The organism is Streptomyces sp. NPDC033229 (assembly GCF_055576875.1).
The window spans coordinates 140143-161789 of sequence record NZ_JBVIQR010000010.1 but is presented as its reverse complement, the minus strand read 5'-3'; the positions used below and the strand labels follow the sequence as shown (position 1 = coordinate 161789).

15 protein-coding genes are annotated in these 21647 nt (G+C 73.2%); 2 read left to right on the top strand and 13 right to left on the bottom strand.

Annotated features, from left to right (window positions below):
* Positions 1-88: 88 nt before the first annotated feature.
* From rpsQ to rpsJ, 11 genes are read right to left on the bottom strand one after another with little or no spacing between them, the layout of a single operon-like run.
* Entirely contained in the window at positions 89-370 is a 282-nt protein-coding gene (gene rpsQ, locus ACZ53N_RS12235; protein WP_030026328.1) for a 30S ribosomal protein S17, read from the bottom strand.
* Positions 370-594, bottom strand: coding sequence for a 50S ribosomal protein L29 (gene rpmC / locus ACZ53N_RS12230; RefSeq protein WP_030368408.1), 225 nt, complete (start codon positions 592-594; stop codon positions 370-372). Before rpmC ends, rpsQ begins: the two co-directional genes overlap by 1 nt.
* Complete coding sequence (rplP, locus tag ACZ53N_RS12225) at positions 594-1013, bottom strand: 50S ribosomal protein L16 (protein WP_130878988.1); 420 nt, start codon at positions 1011-1013, stop codon at positions 594-596. Before rplP ends, rpmC begins: the two co-directional genes overlap by 1 nt.
* Positions 1014-1018: 5 nt before the next feature.
* Positions 1019-1849, bottom strand: a complete 831-nt coding sequence (rpsC, locus tag ACZ53N_RS12220) for a 30S ribosomal protein S3 (RefSeq protein WP_130878987.1) — start codon at positions 1847-1849, stop codon at positions 1019-1021.
* Positions 1849-2196: a 50S ribosomal protein L22 gene (rplV, locus tag ACZ53N_RS12215; protein WP_004571827.1), complete on the bottom strand. Its 348-nt coding sequence runs from the start codon at positions 2194-2196 to the stop codon at positions 1849-1851. Before rplV ends, rpsC begins: the two co-directional genes overlap by 1 nt.
* A 41-nt stretch (positions 2197-2237) precedes the next feature.
* Positions 2238-2519 (bottom strand): 30S ribosomal protein S19, encoded by a 282-nt coding sequence (rpsS, locus tag ACZ53N_RS12210; RefSeq protein WP_030890751.1) that lies wholly within the window; start codon positions 2517-2519, stop codon positions 2238-2240.
* A gap of 12 nt (positions 2520-2531) precedes the next feature.
* The gene (gene rplB / locus ACZ53N_RS12205; RefSeq protein ID WP_184733898.1) at positions 2532-3368 is read right to left on the bottom strand and encodes a 50S ribosomal protein L2; all 837 of its coding nucleotides are present in this window, start codon (positions 3366-3368) and stop codon (positions 2532-2534) included.
* A gap of 39 nt (positions 3369-3407) precedes the next feature.
* Complete coding sequence (gene rplW / locus ACZ53N_RS12200; RefSeq protein WP_130878985.1) at positions 3408-3740, bottom strand: 50S ribosomal protein L23; 333 nt, start codon at positions 3738-3740, stop codon at positions 3408-3410.
* Positions 3740-4414, bottom strand: a complete 675-nt coding sequence (gene rplD, locus ACZ53N_RS12195) for a 50S ribosomal protein L4 (protein ID WP_130878984.1) — start codon at positions 4412-4414, stop codon at positions 3740-3742. The genes rplW and rplD overlap by 1 nt, the downstream gene beginning before the upstream one ends.
* 7 nt (positions 4415-4421) lie before the next feature.
* Positions 4422-5066, bottom strand: a complete 645-nt coding sequence (gene rplC, locus ACZ53N_RS12190) for a 50S ribosomal protein L3 (RefSeq protein ID WP_086567349.1) — start codon at positions 5064-5066, stop codon at positions 4422-4424.
* 13 nt (positions 5067-5079) lie between these two features.
* Complete coding sequence (gene rpsJ / locus ACZ53N_RS12185; protein WP_003948644.1) at positions 5080-5388, bottom strand: 30S ribosomal protein S10; 309 nt, start codon at positions 5386-5388, stop codon at positions 5080-5082.
* A gap of 647 nt (positions 5389-6035) precedes the next feature.
* On the opposite strand from rpsJ, the gene ACZ53N_RS12180 reads away from it, so the two are divergent.
* On the top strand, positions 6036-8177 hold the full coding sequence (locus ACZ53N_RS12180) for a PIG-L family deacetylase (protein WP_469140789.1): 2142 nt from the start codon (positions 6036-6038) through the stop codon (positions 8175-8177).
* 138 nt (positions 8178-8315) lie between these two features.
* Positions 8316-9482: an acyltransferase domain-containing protein gene (locus tag ACZ53N_RS12175; protein WP_469140810.1), complete on the top strand. Its 1167-nt coding sequence runs from the start codon at positions 8316-8318 to the stop codon at positions 9480-9482.
* Between the two features lie 105 nt (positions 9483-9587).
* Here ACZ53N_RS12175 and ACZ53N_RS12170 read toward each other — a convergent pair whose 3' ends face one another.
* Together ACZ53N_RS12170 and ACZ53N_RS12165 are read right to left on the bottom strand one after the other, a co-directional pair.
* A complete protein-coding gene (locus tag ACZ53N_RS12170) occupies positions 9588-19919 on the bottom strand; it encodes an SDR family NAD(P)-dependent oxidoreductase (protein WP_469140788.1) in 10332 nt (3443 codons plus the stop codon).
* Positions 19912-21537 (bottom strand): SDR family NAD(P)-dependent oxidoreductase, encoded by a 1626-nt coding sequence (locus tag ACZ53N_RS12165; protein ID WP_469140787.1) that lies wholly within the window; start codon positions 21535-21537, stop codon positions 19912-19914. Before ACZ53N_RS12165 ends, ACZ53N_RS12170 begins: the two co-directional genes overlap by 8 nt.
* Between the last annotated feature and the right edge of the window lie 110 nt (positions 21538-21647).

Sequence of the window (21647 nt, the reverse complement as noted above, 5' to 3'; positions counted from 1 at the left end):
TGCCCGAAGCCCCACGCCGAGCCTGGCGGAACTTATCCGAGGGAAACCCCTCGGACGGTTTCTTTGGAATTCCCTTGCGGGAATTTCCTTACTTGGCCTTCTCGAGGATCTCGACGATGCGCCAGCGCTTGCTCGCCGACAGCGGACGCGTCTCCATGATGAGGACGCGGTCGCCGACACCGGCAGCGTTCTGCTCGTCGTGCGCCTTGAGCTTGTTCGTACGGCGGATGACCTTGCCGTACAGCGCGTGCTTGACGCGGTCTTCGACGGCGACGACGACGGTCTTGTCCATCTTGTCGCTGACGACGAGACCCTCACGGGTCTTGCGGAAGCCGCGCTCGTTCGTCTCAGTCACATTCTTCTCGCTCATCAGGCGCTCTCCACCGTCTCGATGCCCAGCTCGCGCTCGCGCATCAGGGTGTAGATCCGGGCGATGTCCTTACGGACGGACTTGAGCCGACCGTGGTTCTCGAGCTGCCCGGTCGCCGCCTGGAAGCGGAGGTTGAACAGCTCTTCCTTGGCCTCACGGAGCTTCGCGACGAGGTCCTCGTCGTTCAGCTCACGCAGCTCGGTCGCCTTGATACCAGCGGCCATCACGACTCACCTGCCTCGCGCCGAACAATCCGGCACTTCATCGGAAGCTTGTGAGCAGCGCGGGTGAGCGCCTCACGAGCAGTCTTCTCGTTCGGGTAGGACAGTTCGAACATCACCCGACCGGGCTTGACGTTCGCGATCCACCACTCCGGCGAACCCTTACCGGAACCCATGCGGGTCTCGGCAGGCTTCTTCGTCAGCGGACGGTCCGGGTAGATGTTGATCCACACCTTGCCGCCACGCTTGATGTGACGGGTCATGGCGATACGAGCGGACTCGATCTGGCGGTTGGTGACGTACGCCGGCGTGACGGCCTGGATGCCGTACTCGCCGAACGCCAGCTCCGTGCCGCCCTTGGCCATACCCGACCGCTTCGGGTGGTGCTGCTTGCGGTGCTTGACCCTGCGAGGGATCAGCATGTCGGTCAGGCCTCCGTTCCGGTGGTCTCTGCCGGAGCAGCGGCGGTCGCGTCGGCCTTGGGGGCCTCGGCGGCAGCGCTCTGCTGCGGCTTGCGGCCGCGGCCGCCACGCTCGCCGCCACGGCCACCACGGGCCGGACGGTCCTGGGCGCCACCACGCGACGGGCGGTTGCCCGCACGGGCGGCGGCGTTCTCGGCGCGGACCTCGGCGATGTTCTTGACGTCGCCCTTGTAGATCCAGACCTTCACGCCAATACGACCGAAGGTCGTCTTGGCCTCGAAGAAGCCGTAGTCCACGTTCGCGCGGAGCGTGTGCAGGGGCACACGGCCCTCGCGGTAGAACTCCGAGCGGGACATCTCGGCGCCGCCGAGACGGCCACCGCACTGGATCTTGATGCCCTTGGCGCCGGCCTTCATGGTCGACTGCATGCTCTTACGCATGGCGCGACGGAAGGAGACGCGGGAGGAGAGCTGCTCGGCGACGGCCTGGGCCACCAGCTGAGCGTCCACCTCGGGGTTCTTGACCTCGAGGATGTTCAGCTGGACCTGCTTGCCGGTCAGCTTCTCCAGCTCGCCGCGGATGCGGTCGGCCTCGGCGCCGCGGCGGCCGATGACGATGCCCGGACGAGCGGTGTGGATGTCGACGCGGACGCGGTCGCGGGTGCGCTCGATCTCAACCTTCGAGATACCGGCGCGCTCCATGCCCTTCGTCATCATGCGACGAATGGCAACGTCTTCCTTGACGTAGTCCTTGTACAGCTTGTCGGCGTACCAGCGCGACTTGAAGTCGGTGGTGATGCCGAGCCGGAACCCGTGCGGGTTTACCTTCTGGCCCATTACCGGGTTCCTTCCTTGCTGCTGACGACCACGGTGATGTGGCTGGTCCGCTTGCGGATCCGGTAGGCACGGCCCTGGGCACGCGGACGGAACCGCTTCAGGGTCGGGCCCTCGTCGACGTACGCCTCGCTGATGACCAGCGAGGAGGCGTCCGTGTGGTCGTAGTTGTGCGCGGCGTTGGCAATGGCGCTGTCAAGCACCTTGCCGACCGGCACGCTGGCGGCCTGCGGGGCGAAACGCAGGACCGCCTGAGCCTCCGTGGCATCCATGCCACGGATAAGGTCCACCACGCGGCGGGCCTTCATGGGCGTGACGCGGATGTACCGCGCCTGGGCCCTGGCTTCCATGGTTGTCCCTTCGGTGTCGTTCATAGTCTTCGCACCCCGCCTTAGCGGCGCTTCGACTTGCGGTCGTCCTTGACGTGGCCGCGGAAGGTGCGGGTCGGCGCAAACTCGCCGAGCTTGTGGCCGACCATGGACTCGGTGACGAACACCGGGACATGCGTCTTGCCGTTGTGCACCGCGAGCGTGTGGCCGAGCATGGCCGGCACGATCATGGAGCGACGGGACCAGGTCTTGATGACGTTGTGGGTACCTGCTTCGTTCTGTGCGTCCACCTTCTTGATGAGGTGGTCGTCGACGAAGGGCCCCTTCTTGAGACTACGCGGCATCTAAACCCGCTCCTAGCGCTTCTTGTTCGTCTTGCGGCGGCGGACGATGTACTTGTTGGACGCCTTCTTCGGCGAACGAGTACGACCCTCCTTCTGACCCCACGGCGAGACCGGGTGGCGACCACCGGAAGTCTTGCCTTCACCACCACCGTGCGGGTGGTCAACCGGGTTCATCGCGACACCGCGGACGGTCGGGCGAACGCCCTTCCAGCGCATACGGCCGGCCTTGCCCCAGTTGATGTTCGACTGCTCGGCGTTGCCGACCTCGCCAACCGTGGCGCGGCAGCGGACGTCGACCAGGCGGACCTCGCCGGACGGCATGCGCAGGTGGGCGTAAGCGCCCTCCTTCGCCAGCAGCTGCACGGACGAACCGGCGGAGCGGGCGAACTTGGCGCCACCACCGGGACGGAGCTCGATCGCGTGGATCGTGGTACCGACCGGGATGTTGCGCAGCGGGAGGTTGTTGCCCGGCTTGATGTCGGCGCCGGGGCCGTTCTCAATCCGGTCACCCTGGCTCAGCTTGGCCGGGGCGATGATGTAGCGCTTCTCGCCGTCTGCGTAGTGCAGGAGCGCGATGCGCGCGGTGCGGTTGGGGTCGTACTCGATGTGCGCGACCTTGGCCGGCACGCCGTCCTTGTCGTGACGACGGAAGTCGATCACTCGGTAGGCGCGCTTGTGGCCACCGCCCTGGTGGCGAACGGTCACACGACCGGCGTTGTTACGGCCGCCCTTGCTGTGCAGGGGGCGGACCAGCGACTTCTCCGGCGTGGACCGCGTGATCTCGACAAAGTCGGCGACGCTGGAGCCACGACGGCCCGGGGTCGTCGGCTTGTACTTGCGGATACCCATTTCTCAGTCCTCGTCCGATTCCGGACGACTCGGACTCCGTTAGGAGACCGGGCCGCCGAAGATGTCGATACGGTCGCCCTCGGCAAGGGTCACGATGGCGCGCTTGGTGTTGGCGCGCTTGCCGAAACCGGTGCGGGTGCGCTTGCGCTTGCCCTGGCGGTTGATCGTGTTGACCCCGGTGACCTTGACCGAGAAGACCGCCTCGACGGCCTGCTTGATCTGGGTCTTGTTGGCGCGCGGGTCGACGATGAACGTGTACTTGTTCTCGTCCAGCAGCGCGTAGCTCTTCTCGGAGACCACCGGCTTGACCAGGATGTCACGGGGGTCCGTGTAGGTCTTGCTGGTGATGACCGCTGCAGTCTGCTCGCTCATCAGGCGTCGCTCCCTTCGAGCTCAGCCTCGGAAGCGGTGGCCTTGGCGGCCGCGGCGGGGCCCGCCACGAAGCGCTCGAAGGCAGCCTGCGTGAAGACCACGTCGTCGGAGACGAGCACGTCGTACGTGTTCAGCTGGCCCGGCTCCAGGATGTGCACCTGGGGCAGGTTGCGGGCGGACAGCCACGCGGCCTCGTCGGCGCGGTCGACGACCAGGAGCAGGTTCTTGCGCTCCGAGATCTTGCCGAACAGCGTCTTGGCGGCCTTGGTGGAGACCTCGCCCTCGACCACGCCGGTGACGACGTGGATGCGGCTGTTGCGGGCCCGGTCGGTGAGGGCACCGCGCAGGGCGGCGGCCTTCATCTTCTTCGGGGTCCGCTGCGAGTAGTCACGCGGCACGGGACCGTGCACGACGCCACCACCGGCGAACTGCGGGGCGCGGGTCGAGCCCTGGCGCGCGCGGCCGGTGCCCTTCTGGCGGTAAGGCTTCTTGCCACCGCCGCGGACCTCGCCACGAGTCTTCGTCTTGTGCGTGCCCTGTCGGGCAGCGGCCAGCTGGGCGACGACGACCTGGTGGATCAGCGGAACGCTGACCTTCGCGTCGAAGATCTCCGTGGGGAGCTCGACGGTCCCGGCCTTGTCGCCTGCCGGCGAAAGGATGTCAATGGTGCTCATCGTTACCTCAGGCCCCCTTGGCCGCGGTACGGACCAGGACGAGGCCGCCGTTCGGACCAGGAACCGCGCCCTTGATGAGGAGCAGGCCCTTCTCCGCGTCAACGGCGTGGACGGTCAGGTTCTGGGTGGTGACCCGCTCGTTGCCCATACGGCCTGCCATGCGCAGACCCTTGAAGACACGGCCCGGGGTGGCGCAGCCACCGATGGAACCGGGGGAGCGGTGCTTGCGCTGGGTGCCGTGACCGGCGCCGAGGCCCTTGAAGTTGTGACGCTTCATGACACCGGCGAAGCCCTTGCCCTTGCTCTTGCCGGTGACGTCGACCTTGACGCCCGACTCGAACACGGCAGCGGTGATCTCCTGGCCGAGCGTGTACTCGCTGGCGTCAGCGGTACGCAGCTCCACCAGGTGGCGGCGCGGGGTGACGTCGGCCTTGGCGAAGTGACCCTTGAGGGGCTTGTTCACCTTGCGCGGGTCGATCTCGCCGAAGGCGATCTGGACCGACTCGTAGCCGTCGCTGTCGTTGGTGCGGACCTGGGTGACGACGCAGGGCCCGGCCTTGACGACGGTCACCGGGACAACCCGGTTGTTCTCGTCCCAGACCTGGGTCATGCCGAGCTTCTCGCCCAGGACGCCCTTAATGTTCTTAGCCATCTCGCGCGTCACCTCAGAGCTTGATCTCGATGTCGACGCCTGCCGGCAGGTCGAGGCGCATGAGCGAGTCAACCGTCTTCGGCGTGGGGTCGAGGATGTCGATGAGGCGCTTGTGCGTGCGCATCTCGAAGTGCTCGCGCGAGTCCTTGTACTTGTGCGGCGACTTGATGACGCAGTACACGTTCTTCTCAGTGGGCAGCGGCACCGGGCCCGCGACCGACGCACCAGTACGCGTCACCGTCTCGACGATCTTCTTCGCCGAGCTGTCGATGACCTCGTGGTCGTAGGCCTTGAGCCGGATGCGGATCTTCTGTCCCGCCATGGCTACTTCGTAGTCCTGTCTCTCGTAACGCTCTGGGACTCGGTGTGCTGCGCCTCTGCTGAAGCGCCACCCTTCTCCGACCCACGCGGTCGGGCGTGTCGCGCCCCTTCCAGTAAAATCTCCCGAAGGAAATTCCCTGATGAAGGGGGCTGTGGGGGAAGGGCACCCACCGAGCGCCTGGCCGGGGCCACGCTGACACTTCCCGGAAGATTCCCGTACTTCCACCCCGTGCCCCTACTGAAACAGCAGGAGCGTGCGGTGACGAGTACTGCGGGACTCGCTTCCAGTCCTCCCGGCGGGAGGCGCGCAGCATTGGCACTCAACCGAGCAACCTGAACAGTGTGCCATACGTGCGGGAAGGTGCGCCAATCGCAGCCGAAGAAGGTACCCCGACCGGCTCAGTTGTCAAACCACCCCGCCGACATACGGGACACTATGGGCCTTGAGTTTCCCGTCGCCCCGACTGCCTCGTCCGGGCTCGTCCGGCTCGTCCGTATCTTCCGGCACCGGCCGCTCGACCCGAATCTTGCCCAATCCGTTAACAGGCATTGTCGGGCCTTGGGCAACCGACGCGATTCCCTCGCCGTCCCCTAACACGCTGGGGCAGCCGGGGACCAGGCGCTGCACGACGGGACGGAGTCACGGACTTGAACATCTCACCGCGCTGGGCCATCTCCCGCAGGGCCGCGCTCGCCGGTGTGGCGGCCACCACACTGGTCACCGCGGTGGGCTGCAGCGGCGGCGACTCCGGGAAGACCAGGCCCGGCGGCGCGAAGCCCACCCGGGCCGTCGACCCCAGGGCAACACAATCGTTCGACGACGGCAAGCATGCCCTGCTCCTGCAGATCATGGCGCACCCCGACGACGACCTGTACTTCATGAACCCCGACGCGGAGAACATCGCCAGAGCCGGGGTTCCCGTCGTCTCCGTGTACGTGACGGCCGGCGAGGCGGTCGGGCGGAACTGGATCGAGGGGATGCCGAAGACCAAGCCGGACAAGGCCGCGTACGCCTCCGCCCGGCACCAGGGGCTGCGCCAGGCGTACGCCGAGATGATCGGCATGGACAAGTTCTCGCCCTGGAAGAAGTCCGTCATGGACCTCCCCGGGGGCGTGAAGGCCGAGACCAACGAGCTGGGCGACGGAAAGCACACCGTCCGGCTGATCTTCCTGAACATCGCCATGCAGTCCGCGAACAACGTGCGCATCCCGCATCTGTGGGAGGACCCGCGCGCCGCCATGCAGAGCCTGGTCTCCACCGGCTCGCCCTGCACCACGACCAGCACCTACCGGCACGACACGCTGGTGGACGCGCTGGCCGCGATCATGGACCGGTTCAAGCCGACGGTGATCCACACCCTGGACCCGGACCCCGACTACCAGGTCCACGACGCCACCCACCCCAAGGACAACGACTACGGGGCGTGCTCGGACCACCGCGACCACACGCCGACCGCGCTGTTCTCCTGGAAGGCCATGTCCCAGTGGACGGCCGACGCCACCAAGCGCGACGGCCGGGCCCCCCGGTTCACCACCACCGCCTTCCGCGGCTACTACAACCAGCGCTGGCCGCACAATCTGCCGCAGGACGTCGTGGACACCAAGCACCGCCTGGTCCAGGCGTACGGCGGGGACCCGTCCTGGGACTGCTCCAACGCCGCCGGCTGCGGTGACTACGGCCAGGGCGGCGACCGCCCGCTGAAGAACCGCAAGGGCTGGATCCGCTCCACCCACTACCGCTACCCCGGTGCGATGCCCGTGGCCGACACCGACCGGGCCGGGCGCCTGGAGGCATACGGCGTGCTGGGCACCCAGGCCGTGCGCTGGGTGGAGTCCGCCCCCGGCAGCGGCCGCTGGGGCGCGCCGCAGAACCTCGGCGGCGGCCCCCTCGCCCCCGCCCTGGCCTCGGTCAAGGACACCGCCGGCCGTCGGCTGCTGTTCGGCTTGCGCTTCTCCGCCCTCGACAGCCGGGCCAACACCCGCGAGATCGCCGTCCTGGAGCAGCGCGAGCCCGGCGGGGCCTTCAAGGCCTGGACGGGCCTCGGCAACCCCGAGCGCAAGCCCGACCGGGGCCGCCGCGTCGGCATGCCGGCCGCGATCGCCACCCCCGACGGACGGGTCCACCTCTTCGTCCGCAACGCCGGCAAGGGCCTCTCCAGCCGGGTCCGCGAGGCCGACGGCCGGTGGGGGAAGTGGCAGAGCCTGCACGGCCAGGAGATCCAGGACGGCCTGACCGTCGTGCTGGACCGGGACAAGCGTGTGCACGTCTTCGGCGCGGGCCGCGACACCGTGCACCACTGGGCTCAGGACGACCCGTCCGGGCCGGTCCGCCACCAGCCGCTCACGGGCCTGCCGCAGCCCGGTGACCAGCCCGCCGCGGCCGTCGGCCCCGACGGCGGGCTGAACGTCGTCTACCGCACCCCGGCGGCCCGGGAACCGGTGATCTACCGCTTCGTCCCCGGCGGCGGGGGCGGGCAGCAGGTCTCGGCCGTCGAGCAGGTCAGCGGCACCGGCCTGGAGAACTTCGCGGGCTACGGGCCGATCGTCGCGCAGTCCGTGGCCGCCCGCGGCAAGGACACCGTCATGGTGCTGGGCCGGGCCGTGAGCGGCGAGATACAGCTCCAGGACGCGGCGGACCCGGGCTCCGAGCCGCGGCGCCCGACGAGCGGCCTCGTCCCCGTGGGCACGCCCTCGCTGCTCACGGACGCGGGACAGCAGCTGTGCGCGGTGGCCCTCGGCCCGGACGCCACCCCCTGGGTCTGGCGCGCGGGCCCCGCCGCGGGCGCCTGACCACCACCTCCACACGGCCGCGCCCCGGGGGGTGACCTCCGGGGGCCGGTGGGGGTTCTCGTCCGTGTTCCCGCTGCCTGACGCGGCGGGCGGGCCCGGCCTGCCGGGCACACAGACGGGAGGTGTCCGGAGGTGACGATGTCGCTCGATCCGGTGGCCGTGGGTGCACGCGAGGAAACCGGGAAGGGTGACGGCGGGCGGGCCGATGGCGGGAAGCTCGTTTTCGCCTTCGCCGGGCAGGGGCACCAGTGGGCCGGCATGGGCCGGGTCCTGCTGCGCGCGGAGGCGGTGTTCCGGGCGGCCGTGGAGCGCTGTGACGCCGCGATCGCCCCGCACACCGGCTGGTCGGTCGTGGACCGGCTCACCCGCGACGACGCCGGACCCCTGCTGCGCCGCACCGACGTCCTCCAGCCCATGCTGTTCACCGTGCAGGTGGCGCTCGCCGCGCTCTGGCGGTCCTGGGGCGTGGTGCCCGACGCCGTGGTGGGCCAGAGCATGGGCGAGGTCGCCGCGGCCCACGTCGCGGGCGCCCTGACCTTGGCGGACGCCGCGACCGTCCAGTGCCGGCGCAGCGCGCTGCTCCAGCGGATCAGCGCCAGGGGCACGATGGCCGTGGTGGAGCTGCCCGCCGCGGCGGCCACGGCACTGATCGCGGACACCGGCGGGAAGGCCGTCGTCGCCGGGTACGGCAGCCCGACGACGACGGTCCTGGCCGGCGACCACGACTCCATCGACGCGGTCCTCGCCCGGCTGGAGGCCACCGACGTCCATGCCCGGCGGATCCCGGACACCGCGCCCTCCCACAGCCCCTACGTCGACGAGCTGCGTGACGACCTGCGGACGGCGCTGTCGGCCGTCCGGCCCCGCCGGGCGGCCGTCCCCATGTACTCCACGGTGACCCTCCGCAGGATCGAGGGCCCGGAGCTGACGGCCGCGTACTGGATCGACAACCTGCGCGAGCCGGTGCGGTTCGCCCCGGCGGTCCGGCAGCTGAGCTGCGCCGGGCACGGCGTCTTCCTGGAGATCAGCGCGCACCCCGTGCTGACCGAGCCGGTCCGGCAGTGTCTGGAGCACTCCGGCCACCGGGGCCTGGCCCTGCCTTCCATGCGCCGCAACGCGGAACTCGACGCGCTGCGCGCCTCGCGTGACGTGCTGCGCACCCTGGGACGCACGGGCCCCGCCCGCGCCCGTCGGCATGACCTCACGCCTTATCAGGCGGCGGTGCTGCCCGCGCTGTTTGCCGCCTGCGGCGACGAGCGCCCTGCGGGCGCGTCCTCAAACGCCGGACGGGCTGGTTTCGGCTGACCTCAGCCGATACAGCCCGCTGGGGGCACCCCCCAGCGGTAGCTGGGGGAGTTTGAGGGCACCGCCGCGCAGCGGTGGCGCCCCCTGGGGTCCGCCGGACAAGCCCTAGCCGTCGTGCGGCCTTCGCCGGAAGGCGTACGTGGGCAGGTCGAGATACCGCCGGAGGCACCCGTACAGCGCGTCCCAGTTCAGCGGCAGTCCCCGCACGTACGCCCGGGCGAGGGTCTCGGCGAGCGCGCGTGTCTGGGACGCGCCGTCCACGGGCCCGTTCGGGCCGACGTGCGGGCCGTACGGGCCGAGTTGCAGCACGTCGGACGCGGGCGGGGTGGCCTCGCCGGTCCGGCGGAGCCAGTATGCGGGCGAGGCCGGCTCCTCGTCGGGCACGACCCGGCCCGTGGCCGACAGCAGGGGGATCGTCGGCGCCCGGTAGGTCAGGCGCCCGGCCACCCGCTCGAACTCCTCCCGTGGCGTACCGGCCACCAGCCTCCCGTGCGCCACGGCCAGCGCGGCCGCGTCGGGCAGGTCGAGCACGCCCGCGGCATGGGCGGCGGCCACGGCGCCGACCGCGCTGCCGGTGAGCCGGTCCGGCCGCAGTCCCAGGTGTTCCAGCAGCCGGAACGTCGCGACCTGGACGGCGAAGAGCGCCGGGTGACCGTACTCGGGCTTTTCCAGCAGCACCGGCTCGTACCAGACGACGTCCCGCATCGGGCGTCCCAGGGAGACGCCCAGCAGCTCGGCCGTCGCGTCGAACGCCTCGGCGTACGTGCCGAAGGCTCGGTAGAGGCCCCGGCCGAACACGGGCCTGCGGCCGTCGTGTGCGGCGAAGCGCATGGTCAGCGGGGTGGGAGCGGTCGCCTCCCCGCGTACGAGGGCGGCGCTGTGTTCGTCGTCGGCCAAGGCGGTGAGCGCGTCGAGGAGTTCCGCGCGGCCCTCGGTGACGAGGGCCGCGCGATGGGCGAAGGCCGTGCGAGTCGTGGCCAGGGCGTGGGCGACCGTCGCCGGGGCGAGGCCGGGGCGTTCCCTCAGGTGCGCCCGGAGCCTGCGGGCCTGGGCGCGCAGCGCGTCGGGCGACTTGGCCGACACCACACAGACGGTCGCCGCCATCCCGGGGCGCCCGCCGGGGGTGAGGGTGGCGGGAGCGGCATCGGCCGGGGGCTCGTCGAGGACCACGTGGGCGTGCGTCCCGTCCGCGCCGGACGCGGAAACGCGTGTGCCCTGCCGCAAGGCCCGCACCGCCGCGATCAGCCCGGCCAGGCCGGGGTCGCGGGGTGAATGCGCTTCGGCCGGCGCGCCCCGGCCGGCCGCGCTGTCCGTCACGAGGGCCAGTACGGGGTGGCCGTGGCGGCGGGCGTCGGAGAGACGTTGCAGGACGAGCACCGCGCAGCCCGCGTCGGTGATCTCGGCCGCCAGAGCGAGCCCGCTCTCGCGGCGGCGCAGGGACTGGACCGCCAGGTGCGGCACCGTCAGGGCGGGTGCGTCCGTCGTGTCGAGGGTGACCGCCGGGCCCTGGAAGCCGTAGGCGGTGGAGACCTGGCCCGCGGTGGTGCCGGGGGCACGGTGGGTGCGGCCGACGAAGACGCTCGCGTGGTCGCCCGCGTGGTCGCCCGCGTTCGACCAGTCCGCCGGGAGGATTCCCGCGGACTCGAACGCCTCCCAGGCGGTCTCCGCCAGGCGACCGGCGGCCGGGCCCTCGAAGAACTCCGGGTCGCAGGCGGGCGTGTCGGCCGTCGCCACCGCCACGATCGCGACGGGGTCCTCGGAAGGGGCGGGGGCCGGGGTCGGGGTCCGGTCCGGTTCGGGGAGGAGGGAGAGCAGGTGGCGGCTCAGTTCCTGGGGTGTCGGGTGGTCGAAGACCAGCGTCGCGGGCAGCCGCAGGCCGGTGTCGGTGGCGAGGCGGTTGCGCAGTTCGACCGAGTTGAGCGAGCCGACGCCCAGTTCCTGGAAGGTACGCGCGACCTCGACCGCATCGGGCGAGGCGAAGCCGAGGACCGTGGCCGTGCGGTCGCGGACGAGGTCCAGGACCGCCCGTTCACGCTCGCCGCCGCCGGACAGTGCGGCCGGCCGGTCCGCCCGTGCGGGACCGTCGTCAGCCCTTGCGGGCGGCTTGACCAGCCCGCGCAGCAGGGGCGGCACGTCGTGCGCGGCGAGGGCGCGGAGGGGGCCGAGGTCCAGCCGTACGGGCACGAGCGCGGCGTCTTTGGCCGCCTGCGCGGTGTCGAACAGCGCGAGCCCGTCCTCCGTGGCCAGCGGCAGGAACCCGGTACGGGCCATCCGGTCGCGGGCGCCCCTGTCCAGGCCGCCGGTCATGCCGCTGCTCTCCTCCCACAGCCCCCAGGCGAGGGCGGAGGCGGCGAGCCCCTGGGCGTGCCGGTGGCGGGCCAGGGCGTCGAGGAAGGCGTTCGCGGCCGCGTAGCCGGCCTGGGCGGGCCCGCCCAGCACGCCGGACACGGAGGAGAACAGCACGAAGGCGGACAGCTCGATGCCGAGTTCGCGCGTCAGCTCGTGCAGGTGCACGGCGGCGTCGACCTTCGGCCGCAGGACGCGGTCGAGCCGGGCCGGGGTGAGCGAGGCGAACACGCCGTCGTCGAGGACCCCGGCCGCGTGCACGACCCCGGTCAGCGGGTGCGCCTCGGGCACCCCCGCGAGGAGCTCCCGCAACGCGGCCCGGTCGGCGACGTCACAGGCGACGACCGACACGTCCGCGCCGAGCCGGGTCAGTTCCTCCACCAGATCCGTGACGCCGGGCGCGCCCGGCCCCCGGCGCCCGGCCAGGAGAAGGTGTCGCACGCCGTGCGCACGGACGAGATGCCGGGCGACGAGCCCCCCGAGGGTGCCGGTGCCGCCGGTGATCAGCACGGTGCCGGCAGCCACGCCGGGCCCTTCCGGCCGATCCGACCGCGCGGCGCCGGCCTCATCGGGCAGCGCGCCCGCGCCACCCGGGGCCCGGGCGGCAGCCGCGTGTTGGACAACGGCGACGCCTGGCCGAGCCGCACCCGCCCCGTCCGCCGTGGTGGATCCGGTGACGGGCCTCGTGCCGGAGGGTGTGGCGTTCACCCGCACCAGGCGCGGTACCCGCAGCACGCCGTCGGCCGTCAGGGACAGTTGAGGCTCGTCGGACGCCAGGGCCGCCGGGAGGCCGGTCAAGGGGGCTGCCGTGTCCGGGAGGTCCAGGAGGACGAAGCGGTCGGGGTGTTCGGACTGGGCGGAGCGGATCAGGCCCCAGAGGGCAGCGTGTGCCGGGTCGCCGGGCGGTTCGGCGCCCGCCGCGCCTCGGGTGACCAGCACGAGCCTCGACCGCGCGAAGCGGTCGTCGGCCAGCCAGCCCTGGGCCAGGGACAGGGCCCGGTGCGCCGCTGTGCGGGCGGTGGCCGCGAGGTCCTCGTCGGGGCGGGGGAAGAAGGGGACGAGCACCGGCCCGGGCGGTGGCCCGGCGGTCAGTGAGGCGAGGTCGTCGTGGACCCGTGCCCGTAGACCGCCCGCTTCCAACACCTCGGCCAGCGCCGGGCCGTCCGGGCCGAGGACGGCCCACGGAACACTCCGCGCCGCCACCGGTTCCGCCGGAAGCGGGACCGGGAGAGGGACCGGCGATGGCGTCCAGTCGACACGGAAAAGTGGAGTCTCCCGCCCCCCGGCGGTGCCCGTGGTGAGGGCTCCTTCCGGTAGGGGGCGTACGACGAGGGAGTCCACCGTCGCCACCGGCCCGCCGACCGCGTCGTGGAGGTACAGGCGCACCCCGCCCGCCCCGGACGTCAGCCGGACCCGCAGGGCACCCGCACCCGAGGTGTGCAGGGTGATGCCGCGCCAGGCGAAGGGCAGCCGGGGCCTCCCCCCGGCCTCGTCGCCCGTTCCGGGCAGGCCCAGGGCCAGCGGGTGCAGCGCGGCGTCGAGCAGAGCCGGGTGCAGGCGGTACGCGGTGGCGTCCGGTTCCGTGCCGGACGGCAGGGCGACCTCCGCGAGCAGGTCGGCGCCGTGCCGCCACACGGCCCGTACGCCGCGGAACACCGGCCCGTACTCCAGGCCGGCCGCGGACATGGCGGCGTAGACGTCCTCGGGGCGCAGGGCCTCCGCGCCCCGCGGCGGCCACTCCCCCACCGCGGGCGGGGCCGTCGGGACGCCGACGGCGAGCATTCCGGTGGCGTGCCGGACCCAGCCACCCGGATCGCCCGCGTCCTCCGCCTGGGAGTGCACGGCCAGCGGGCGGCGGCCGTCCGCGTCGGGTTCGCCGACCGTCACCTGGAGCCGCACCCCGCCGCCGGTGGGGAGGGCCAGCGGGGTCCGGAGCGTCAGTTCCTCCAGGACGTCGCAGCCCGCCTCGCCCCCGGCCCGGAGGGCCAGTTCGGCGAAGGCCGTGCCGGGCAGCAGGACCGTGCCGTCCACGGTGTGGTCGGCGAGCCAGGGGTGGGTGCGCGGCGAGACGCTGCCGGTCAGCAGTAGCCCGCCGGTCTCGGCGAGCGTGACGGCCGCGCCCAGCAGGGGGTGGGCGGCGTCGGTGCCGGGGGCCGGATGCGTGGCCCAGTACCGCTCGCGCTGGAAGGCGTACGTGGGCAGTTCCACCGTCCGCGCGCCCGTACCGGCGAAGGCGGCGGACCGGTCCGGGGCCGGGCCGCCATCGACGTGCGCCCGCGCGAGCGCGGTCAGGGGGGTGTCCGGCACGGCCGTGCCGATGACGGCCCCGGCGCCTGCCGCCCCCGTTGCCAATGCGTCCAGCCCGGCCAGCAGTTCCTCGCGGCCGGACCCCAGCACCACCGCCCGGTACTCGAAGACGGAACGGGTCGTCGCCAGCGCGTACGCCACATCGAGCGGGCGCAGCGCGGGGCGGTCCCGGGCCCAGGCGCGCAGCCGGGCGGCCTGGTCGCGGAGGGCCTCGCGGGTACGGGCGGAGAGGACCCAGGGCAGGGGTCCGGGCCGGATGTCCGACGCCGGTTCCCCCTCCGGCTCCTCTTCCGCCTCCTCTTCCGCCTCTTCGAGGATCACGTGGGCGTTCGTGCCGCTCAGCCCGAACGCCGAGACGGCGGCCCGCCGCACCTGAGAGGCCGTGCCCGGCCACGGCACGGGTTCCGTCAGCAGCCGTACGTCGCCCGCCGACCAGTCGACGTGCGGGGTGGGCTCGTCGACGTGCAGGGTGCGCGGCAGCAGCCCGTTGCGCAGGGCCATGACTGTCTTGATGACGCCCGCGACCCCGGCGGCCGCCTGGCTGTGGCCGAGGTTCGACTTGACCGACCCGAGCCACAACGGCCGCCCCGGCGCCCGGCCTTGTCCGTAGGTCGCCAGCAGGGCCTGTGCCTCGATCGGGTCACCGAGCCGGGTGCCGGTGCCGTGCGCCTCGACCGCGTCGACCCGGTCGGCCGACAGGCCCGCGTCGGCCAGCGCGTCGCGGATGACGCGCTGCTGGGACGGGCCGCTGGGCGCGGTCAGACCGTTGCTCGCGCCGTCCTGGTTGACCGCGCTGCCGCGGACGACCGCGAGGACCCGGTGGCCGTTGCGGCGCGCGTCAAAGAGCCGCTCGACGAGGAGCACCCCGACGCCCTCGGCCCAGCCCGTGCCGTCGGCCGCGGCCGCGAAGGGCTTGCAGCGCCCGTCCGCCGCGAGCCCCCGCTGCCTGCCGAACGCGACGAACGTGTCCGGCGTCGCCATGACCGTGACCCCGCCCGCCAGCGCGAGCGCGCACTCGCCGCGGCGCAGCGCCTGCACGGCCAGGTGCAGCGCCACCAGCGACGACGAGCACGCCGTGTCCACGGTGAGGGCCGGGCCCGCAAGGCCCAGGGCGTACGAGACCCGGCCGGAGACGACGCTGCCGGCCGCGCCGGCGCCGGGGTAGTCGTGGTACATCACGCCCGCGTAGACGCCGGTGCGGCTGCCGCGCAGGGTGTGCGGGTCGATGCCCGCGCGTTCGACGGCCTCCCAGGCGGTCTCCAGGAAGAGCCGCTGCTGCGGGTCGGTGGCGCGGGCCTCGCGCGGCGACATGGCGAAGAACCCGGCGTCGAACCCGGCCGCGTCGTGCAGGAACCCGCCCTCGCGGGTGGGGATGACGCCCTCGCTCCCGGGGCCCGGGCCGCTCCCGGCTTCCGGTCCGTACAGCGCGTCGATGTCCCAGCCCCGGTCCTCGGGGAAGCCGGTGACGGCGTCGGTGCCGGTGGCGACGAGCCGCCAGAGGTCGTCGGGCGTGGCGACGCCTCCGGGGTAGCGGCACGCCATGCCGACGATGGCGATGGGCTCCCGGCCGGGCTCGGCGGTCTCCCAGCCCGACTCGGCGGCGTCCGGCACCGTTGCCCCGCTCCCGAGCTCGCCGCACAAGTACTCCACCAGCGCGTCGGGGGTGGGGTGGTCGAAGGTCAGCGTGGCCGAAAGGCGCGGGCAGTCGCCGCCCAGTGCGCCCTCCAGCCGGTTGCGGAACTCCACCGAGGTGAGCGAGTCGAAGCCCAGCTCGACGAACGGCCGGTCCGACGCGACCGCACCGGTGTCCGCGTAGCCGAGCACGCCGGCGACCTGGGCCCGCACGCACCGCGTCAGCCGCTCGCGGAGCCCGGACCCGGGCAGGGACGTGAGGGGGGCGGGGGCGGGCTCCCGGACCAGGCCGCGCAGCAGCGGCGGCACGGGCCCCTCGCTCGCGGACGGGTCGAAGGCGACCGGCACGAGGTGCGCCCGGCCGGACGCGACCGCCGCGTCGAGGAGCCGCAGGCCGTCGCGGGCCGAGAGCGCGGTGACGCCCGTACGGCCGAGGCGACGGCGACCGGCTCCGTCGAGCGCGCCGCCCATGCCGGCCGCCGTGCCGTCGGCGCTTTCCCACAGCCCCCAGGAAAGCGAGAGCCCGGCCAGGCCCCGGGCGCGGCGGTGGTGGGCCAGCGCGTCCAGGAAGGTGTTGGCGGCGGCGTAGTTGGCCTGCCCCGGGCCGCCGATGACGCCCGCGACGGAGGAGAACAGCACGAAGGCGGACAGGTCCAGGTGGCGGGTCAGCTCGTGCAGGTTCCACGCCGCGTCCGTCTTCGGCCGCAGCACGGCGTCCAGACGGGCGGGGGTCAGCTCGCCCAGCACACCGTCGTCGAGCACACCGGCGGCGTGCACGACGGCGGTCAACGGGCGCCCGGCCGGGACGCGGGCGAGGGCACCGGCCAGCGCCTCCCGGTCGGCGACGTCGCACGCCACGGTGGTGACATGCGCGCCGAATTCGGCCAGCTCGGCCGTGAGCGCCCCGGCCCCGGGCGCCCGCGATCCACGACGGCTGAGCAACAGCAGGTCGCGTACGCCGTGTTCGGCCACCAGATGCCGGGCGACGAGCCCGCCGAGCGCGCCGGACGCGCCGGTGACCAGCACGGTGCCGGGTCCGGCCCAGCCGGTGTTCGAAGCCTTCACCCCGCCGACGGCGAACGCGTCGACGGAACCCGACCCCGGGCGCCCGGCGGGTGCCACACCCGCCACGGCGCCGCCGACAGCGACGGGCACCCCAGCCGTGAGGGCCCCACGCCCGGCCATCAACGCGCCCTCCGGGACCGGCCCGGGGCCACCCGCGACCGCCCCGGCGGCCGTCACGTCCCCCGCGACCGGGCGCGGCGCGCCGGGGAAGCCGCCCGCGACCGACGGGACAGCGCTGCCGGCCACGGCCGACCCGTCCGGCGCGAGGACTTCGCGCCCGACCGACGGCGCACCCCCCGGGCCGAGCCCGGAGACACCCGCACCCGGCCTCGGGGGCTTCACGTCCGCCACGCCGGTCACGGCGTTGCCGAGCGCGGCCCGGTGCGGCGTGCCCGGCGACGGGTGGTGGCTCGCCTCGGGCCCGGTGACGGCCGCTCCCGGCCCCGGGTGCAAGGCACCATCCGCGACGCCCCACTCCCCCACCGCCGTCCCGTCCGAGGCCCAATGGGCCAAACGCGGCACGTGGACGACGCCCGCGCGCACGGCCAGTTGGGGTTCGTCCGAGGTGAGGGCGGAGAGCAGGGCGCAGGCGGTGGCCGTGGTCATGTCGCCCTCCACGTCCGCGAGGGCTAAGCGGTGCGGGTGCTCCGACTGGGCCGAGCGCAGCAGGCCCCAGACCGCCGCGTGCCCCAGGTCGTCCACCCGGTCCCCCTTGGTGACCGCCATCGCGCCCCGGGTCAGGAACACCAGCCGGGACGCCGCGAAGCGGTCGTCGGCCGTCCATGCCCGGGCGAGCGCCAGTGCCCATCGCACCGCCGCGCGGGCCGCTTCCCCGCCGGGCGTCGTCGTCGCGGCGCACGGGACGAACACCAGCTCCGGGACCGTCCCCGAAGCCGCGAGCGCGGCCGGATCGGTGGCGGTCACGACGCGCACGCCCGCCGCCGACAGCGCGGCGGCCACTGGCGGGGAATCGCCGAGGACCGCACAGCGCCGCACGGCCGTACCGGCGGCAGCGGCGGGCAGTTCCACCCAGTCGACCTGGAACAGCGAGCCGCCGCCCACGAACGCGCCCGCGCTCGCGGACAGCGGGCGCAGGGCCAGGGACGCGACGGTGACCACGGGCGCGCCCGTGACGTCCGTCGCCTCCAGGGACACGGCATCGGTCCCCGCCGGGGACACCCGTACCCGCAACCCCAAGGCGCCGGGAGCCGCCCGCAGCCGAACCCCGCTCCACGCGAACGGAACGTACGGCGTGCCGGGCGTCGTGAGGAAGTCCCCGAAGGCGATCGCGTGCAGCGCGGCGTCCAACAGCGCCGGGTGCACCCCGAATCCCCCGCTCCTGCCGACGTCCGCGAGACCGGGCAACGCGACCTCGGCGTACACGTCCCGGCCCTGCCGCCACACGGCCCGCAGGCCCTGGAACGACGGGCCGTAGCCCAGCCCCGCCCGGGCCAGCCGCTCGTACGTCCCCGCGACCGGCACCGCCCGGGCTCCGGCGGGTGGCCATACCGCGTGGCCGGGGGAAGGCCGTGCGGCGGCCGGTTCCCGCTCGGCGGCGGCGAGCACACCGGTGGCGTGCCGCGTCCACGGCGCACCTTCCGGGGCGCCCTCCGGCCGCGAGTGGACGGCGATGGCCCGTCGGCCCGTGACGTCGGCGGTGTCCACCGAAACACGCAGGGCGGCGGCCGCGTGCGGCCCGGGCAGGGCGAGGGGAGCGGACAGGGTCAGTTCCTCGACCACAGGCACACCCGTGCGGTGGGCGATGTGCGAGGTGAGGTCCACGAAGGCGGTACCGGGCAGCAGCACCGAACCGCCGATCACGTGATCGGCGAGCCACGGGTGGTCTGCCAGAGACAGCCGTGACGTGAAGAGGTGCCCTTCGGGCAGTTCGACGGCCGTCCCGAGCAGAGGGTGCTCCTCGGCGGGCGCCCTGGTGAGGGGGACGGCGGCGGCAGCCGTCACGGCGGGCATCCGCCCGGACAGCCGGGTGGCCAGCGAGGCCGGTGTCGCCCCGCCGTCAAGGAAGGAGCGGAGGAAAGAGGGAGATGGCTCGGCCCCCAGCTCCTTCGCCGCCCGCCGCGCGAACGCGGCCATGGCCGGGTAGTCCATGCCCAGTTCGGCGAACGTCTCGGTCCCGGTCACCCCTGCGGCGCCCACGCCGAGCAGCTCCCGCAGGACGCCCGTCAGCCGCGCATCGAGCGCGTCCGAGCACTTCTCCGCGGAACGGACCCGCTGCGACGTGAGCCCGTGCAGCCACATCCGCCGCACACCGTCCGCGTCGTAGAAATCCAGATCGCAGGGATCGAGGCCGTCGGGATCCGGACCACGGAAAGGCAACCGCACATGCACTCGGCTGTCCGCGTCGACGGGCTCACGGGCGCGGAAGGACTCGATGCGGATCGGGACGTACGGCCCGCGCTCCTCCCAAGCCGCCTCCCCGGACCGACGGCGGGTGACGTGGTCGGCGAACCACGCGGGCAGCATCGTGGCGGAGTCCAGGCAGGCCGGGTGCAGGGGGAAGCAGCCGAGGTACTCCCGGGCGGACGGGCCGATCGACAGCTCCGCGAGCAGTTCGTCGCGGGCTACGTGCAGCGTGCCGAGGCCCCGCATGAACGGGCCGTGCACGAGCCCGGCGCCGCGCGCCACCCGGTACGGCTCCGCCATGTCGACCGTGTGAGTGGCGCGGGCGCGCAGCGCGGCAAGGTCGACGGTGTGCCGGGGGAAGGGCTCGACCGCGTACAGCTCGGCCTCCAGCACGGTGGCGGCCTCACCCTGGCCACCGGCGCGCGGAAGCGGCACCCCGCGTACGACGATCCGGTGGCGGCCCACGTCGGCGGTGAAGGTGAACTCCAGCCCGGTGTCGAACTCCTCGCTCGCCGCCACCGCCCGCCGGAACAGCACCCGCCGCAGTTCGACTGCCTCGGTGTCCACACCACGGGAGCGCAGGATCCGGTGGATCAGGTCGAGGAACGTCACCCCGGGCAGGACGCTCGTGCCGTGCGCCTTGTGGTCCCGCATCACCGGGTCGGTGTGGCGGACCAGCACGGTGCACTTCAGCCCGTCCAGGGCATCCGTGGTGTTACTCAAGGCGCGACCACGGCCACGCGTACGCGGCCCGTAGCTCACCACCCAGACCCAGCCGCTTCAAAAGAACATCCTCGGCGGGCAGGGCGAGCACCTGCGACTCCGGCCCCGCCAGGGTGCGCAGGACGGTGTCCCAGCCTTCGCGCGGCGAGATGGAACGGAAGCCCTGACGGGTCAGCCACTCGCGATAGCCCTCGCCCGCGACGGCGCCGACCGTGCCCCAGTAGCCCCAATTGATGCTGCGCACGGGGAACGGCAGCCGCTGGTCCAGGGCGTGCGCGTAGGCGTCCTGGAACGTCGATCCGGCGGCGTAACCGGCCAGTCCGGGGTCACCGAGGAAGGACTGCGCGGAGGAGAAGAACAGCAGGAAGTCCAACGGTTCGGCGCGGAAGACGGAGGCGAGCGCGACGCTGACCCCGGTCTTCGCGGCGAGGCCGGCGCGCAGCGCGCTGTCGTCGAGGTGACGGACCAGGCCGGCGGTGTGGTCCAGCGCCGAGTGGAACACGCCGCGCACGGGCCCGAACCGCTCGTGGATCCGGGCGAGCCCGGCCCGTAGGCCGTCCTCGTCCGAGGCGTCGGCCCGTACGTACAGCAGCCGGGAGCCGTCGGGGTCGGCGTCGGTGATCCGGCGGCGCCGGTCCTCGTCCAGCGGGGAGCGGCCGATCAGGGCTACCCGCGCGCCGTGGTCGCCGGCCAGGAAGCGGGCCATCTCCAGGCCGATGCCGCCCGCGCCGCCGACGACGGCGTATGTGCCGCCGGTGCGGATCGCGGTGGCGTCGGCGGGCGGGAGGGTGACCGGGCGCAGCGCCTGCCGGTAGCGGACGCCGTCGCGGTGGGCGACGCGGACGCCGCGTTCGGCCGGTTCGGCGGTGACGAGGGCGGCGAGTTCGTGCCGGAGGGGGCTGCCGGGTCCGGGGAGGCGGCCGTCGAGGCCGAGGTCGACGACGGGGACGTTCCAGTGCCGGTGCTCGTTCTCCAGCACCCGGGCCATGCCGGCCAGGGCCGCCGCGTACGGGTTCGCGACCCGGCCGCCCGCGACCGGCCAGGCGTCGTTGGTGACGATCTTCCAGTCGGTCCGCCGCGTGGCGGCCGTGGGGATCACGAGGTGCTTGGCGCAGCGGAACAGTGCCCGTACACCGCTCTCCTCGGCCCGGTCCAGCTCCGCCGGGCCGTCCTCGGCGGCGTCGAGCAGCCCGCCGAGGAAGTAGACGGTGCGCGGTCTCGGGAGCGTGTCGCGCAGGGCGGCCGGCACCTCGGGGGCGGTGGCGTCGAGCTCCCAGCGGCCGGGGGCCGACTGCCGGGTGACCGTGCCCAGTTCGACGTGGACGACGTCGTCGGCGCGGTGCCGCCCGGCGAGCGCGTCCGCCAGGGGGCGCCCGGTGGCGGTGTGCAGGATCAGCACCGGGCCCGCCGGGGTGGCGTCTTCCGTGGCTGTCAGGGGCGCGGGCCGCCAGGTGGCGGTGTACGTGAACTCGGCAAGGCACGAAGCGGCCTCCGGCAGCCCGGCACCATCACCGAGTAACTCCCGCCGCGACAGGGCGAGTTCGCCGCACGACCGGCGCTTGGATATCCCGCCCACAGCCGGTTGCGCCGACGCGGGGCGCGCACTCCTGGAACCCACGATTTCCCCCTTGAAATCCTGTTCACCACGTCCGTGGGGGAACACGACACGCCGAGCCTCCCCCGGTTGCATTCGACCAGAGAACGCACCCAGCAAAACCCCTGATTCCG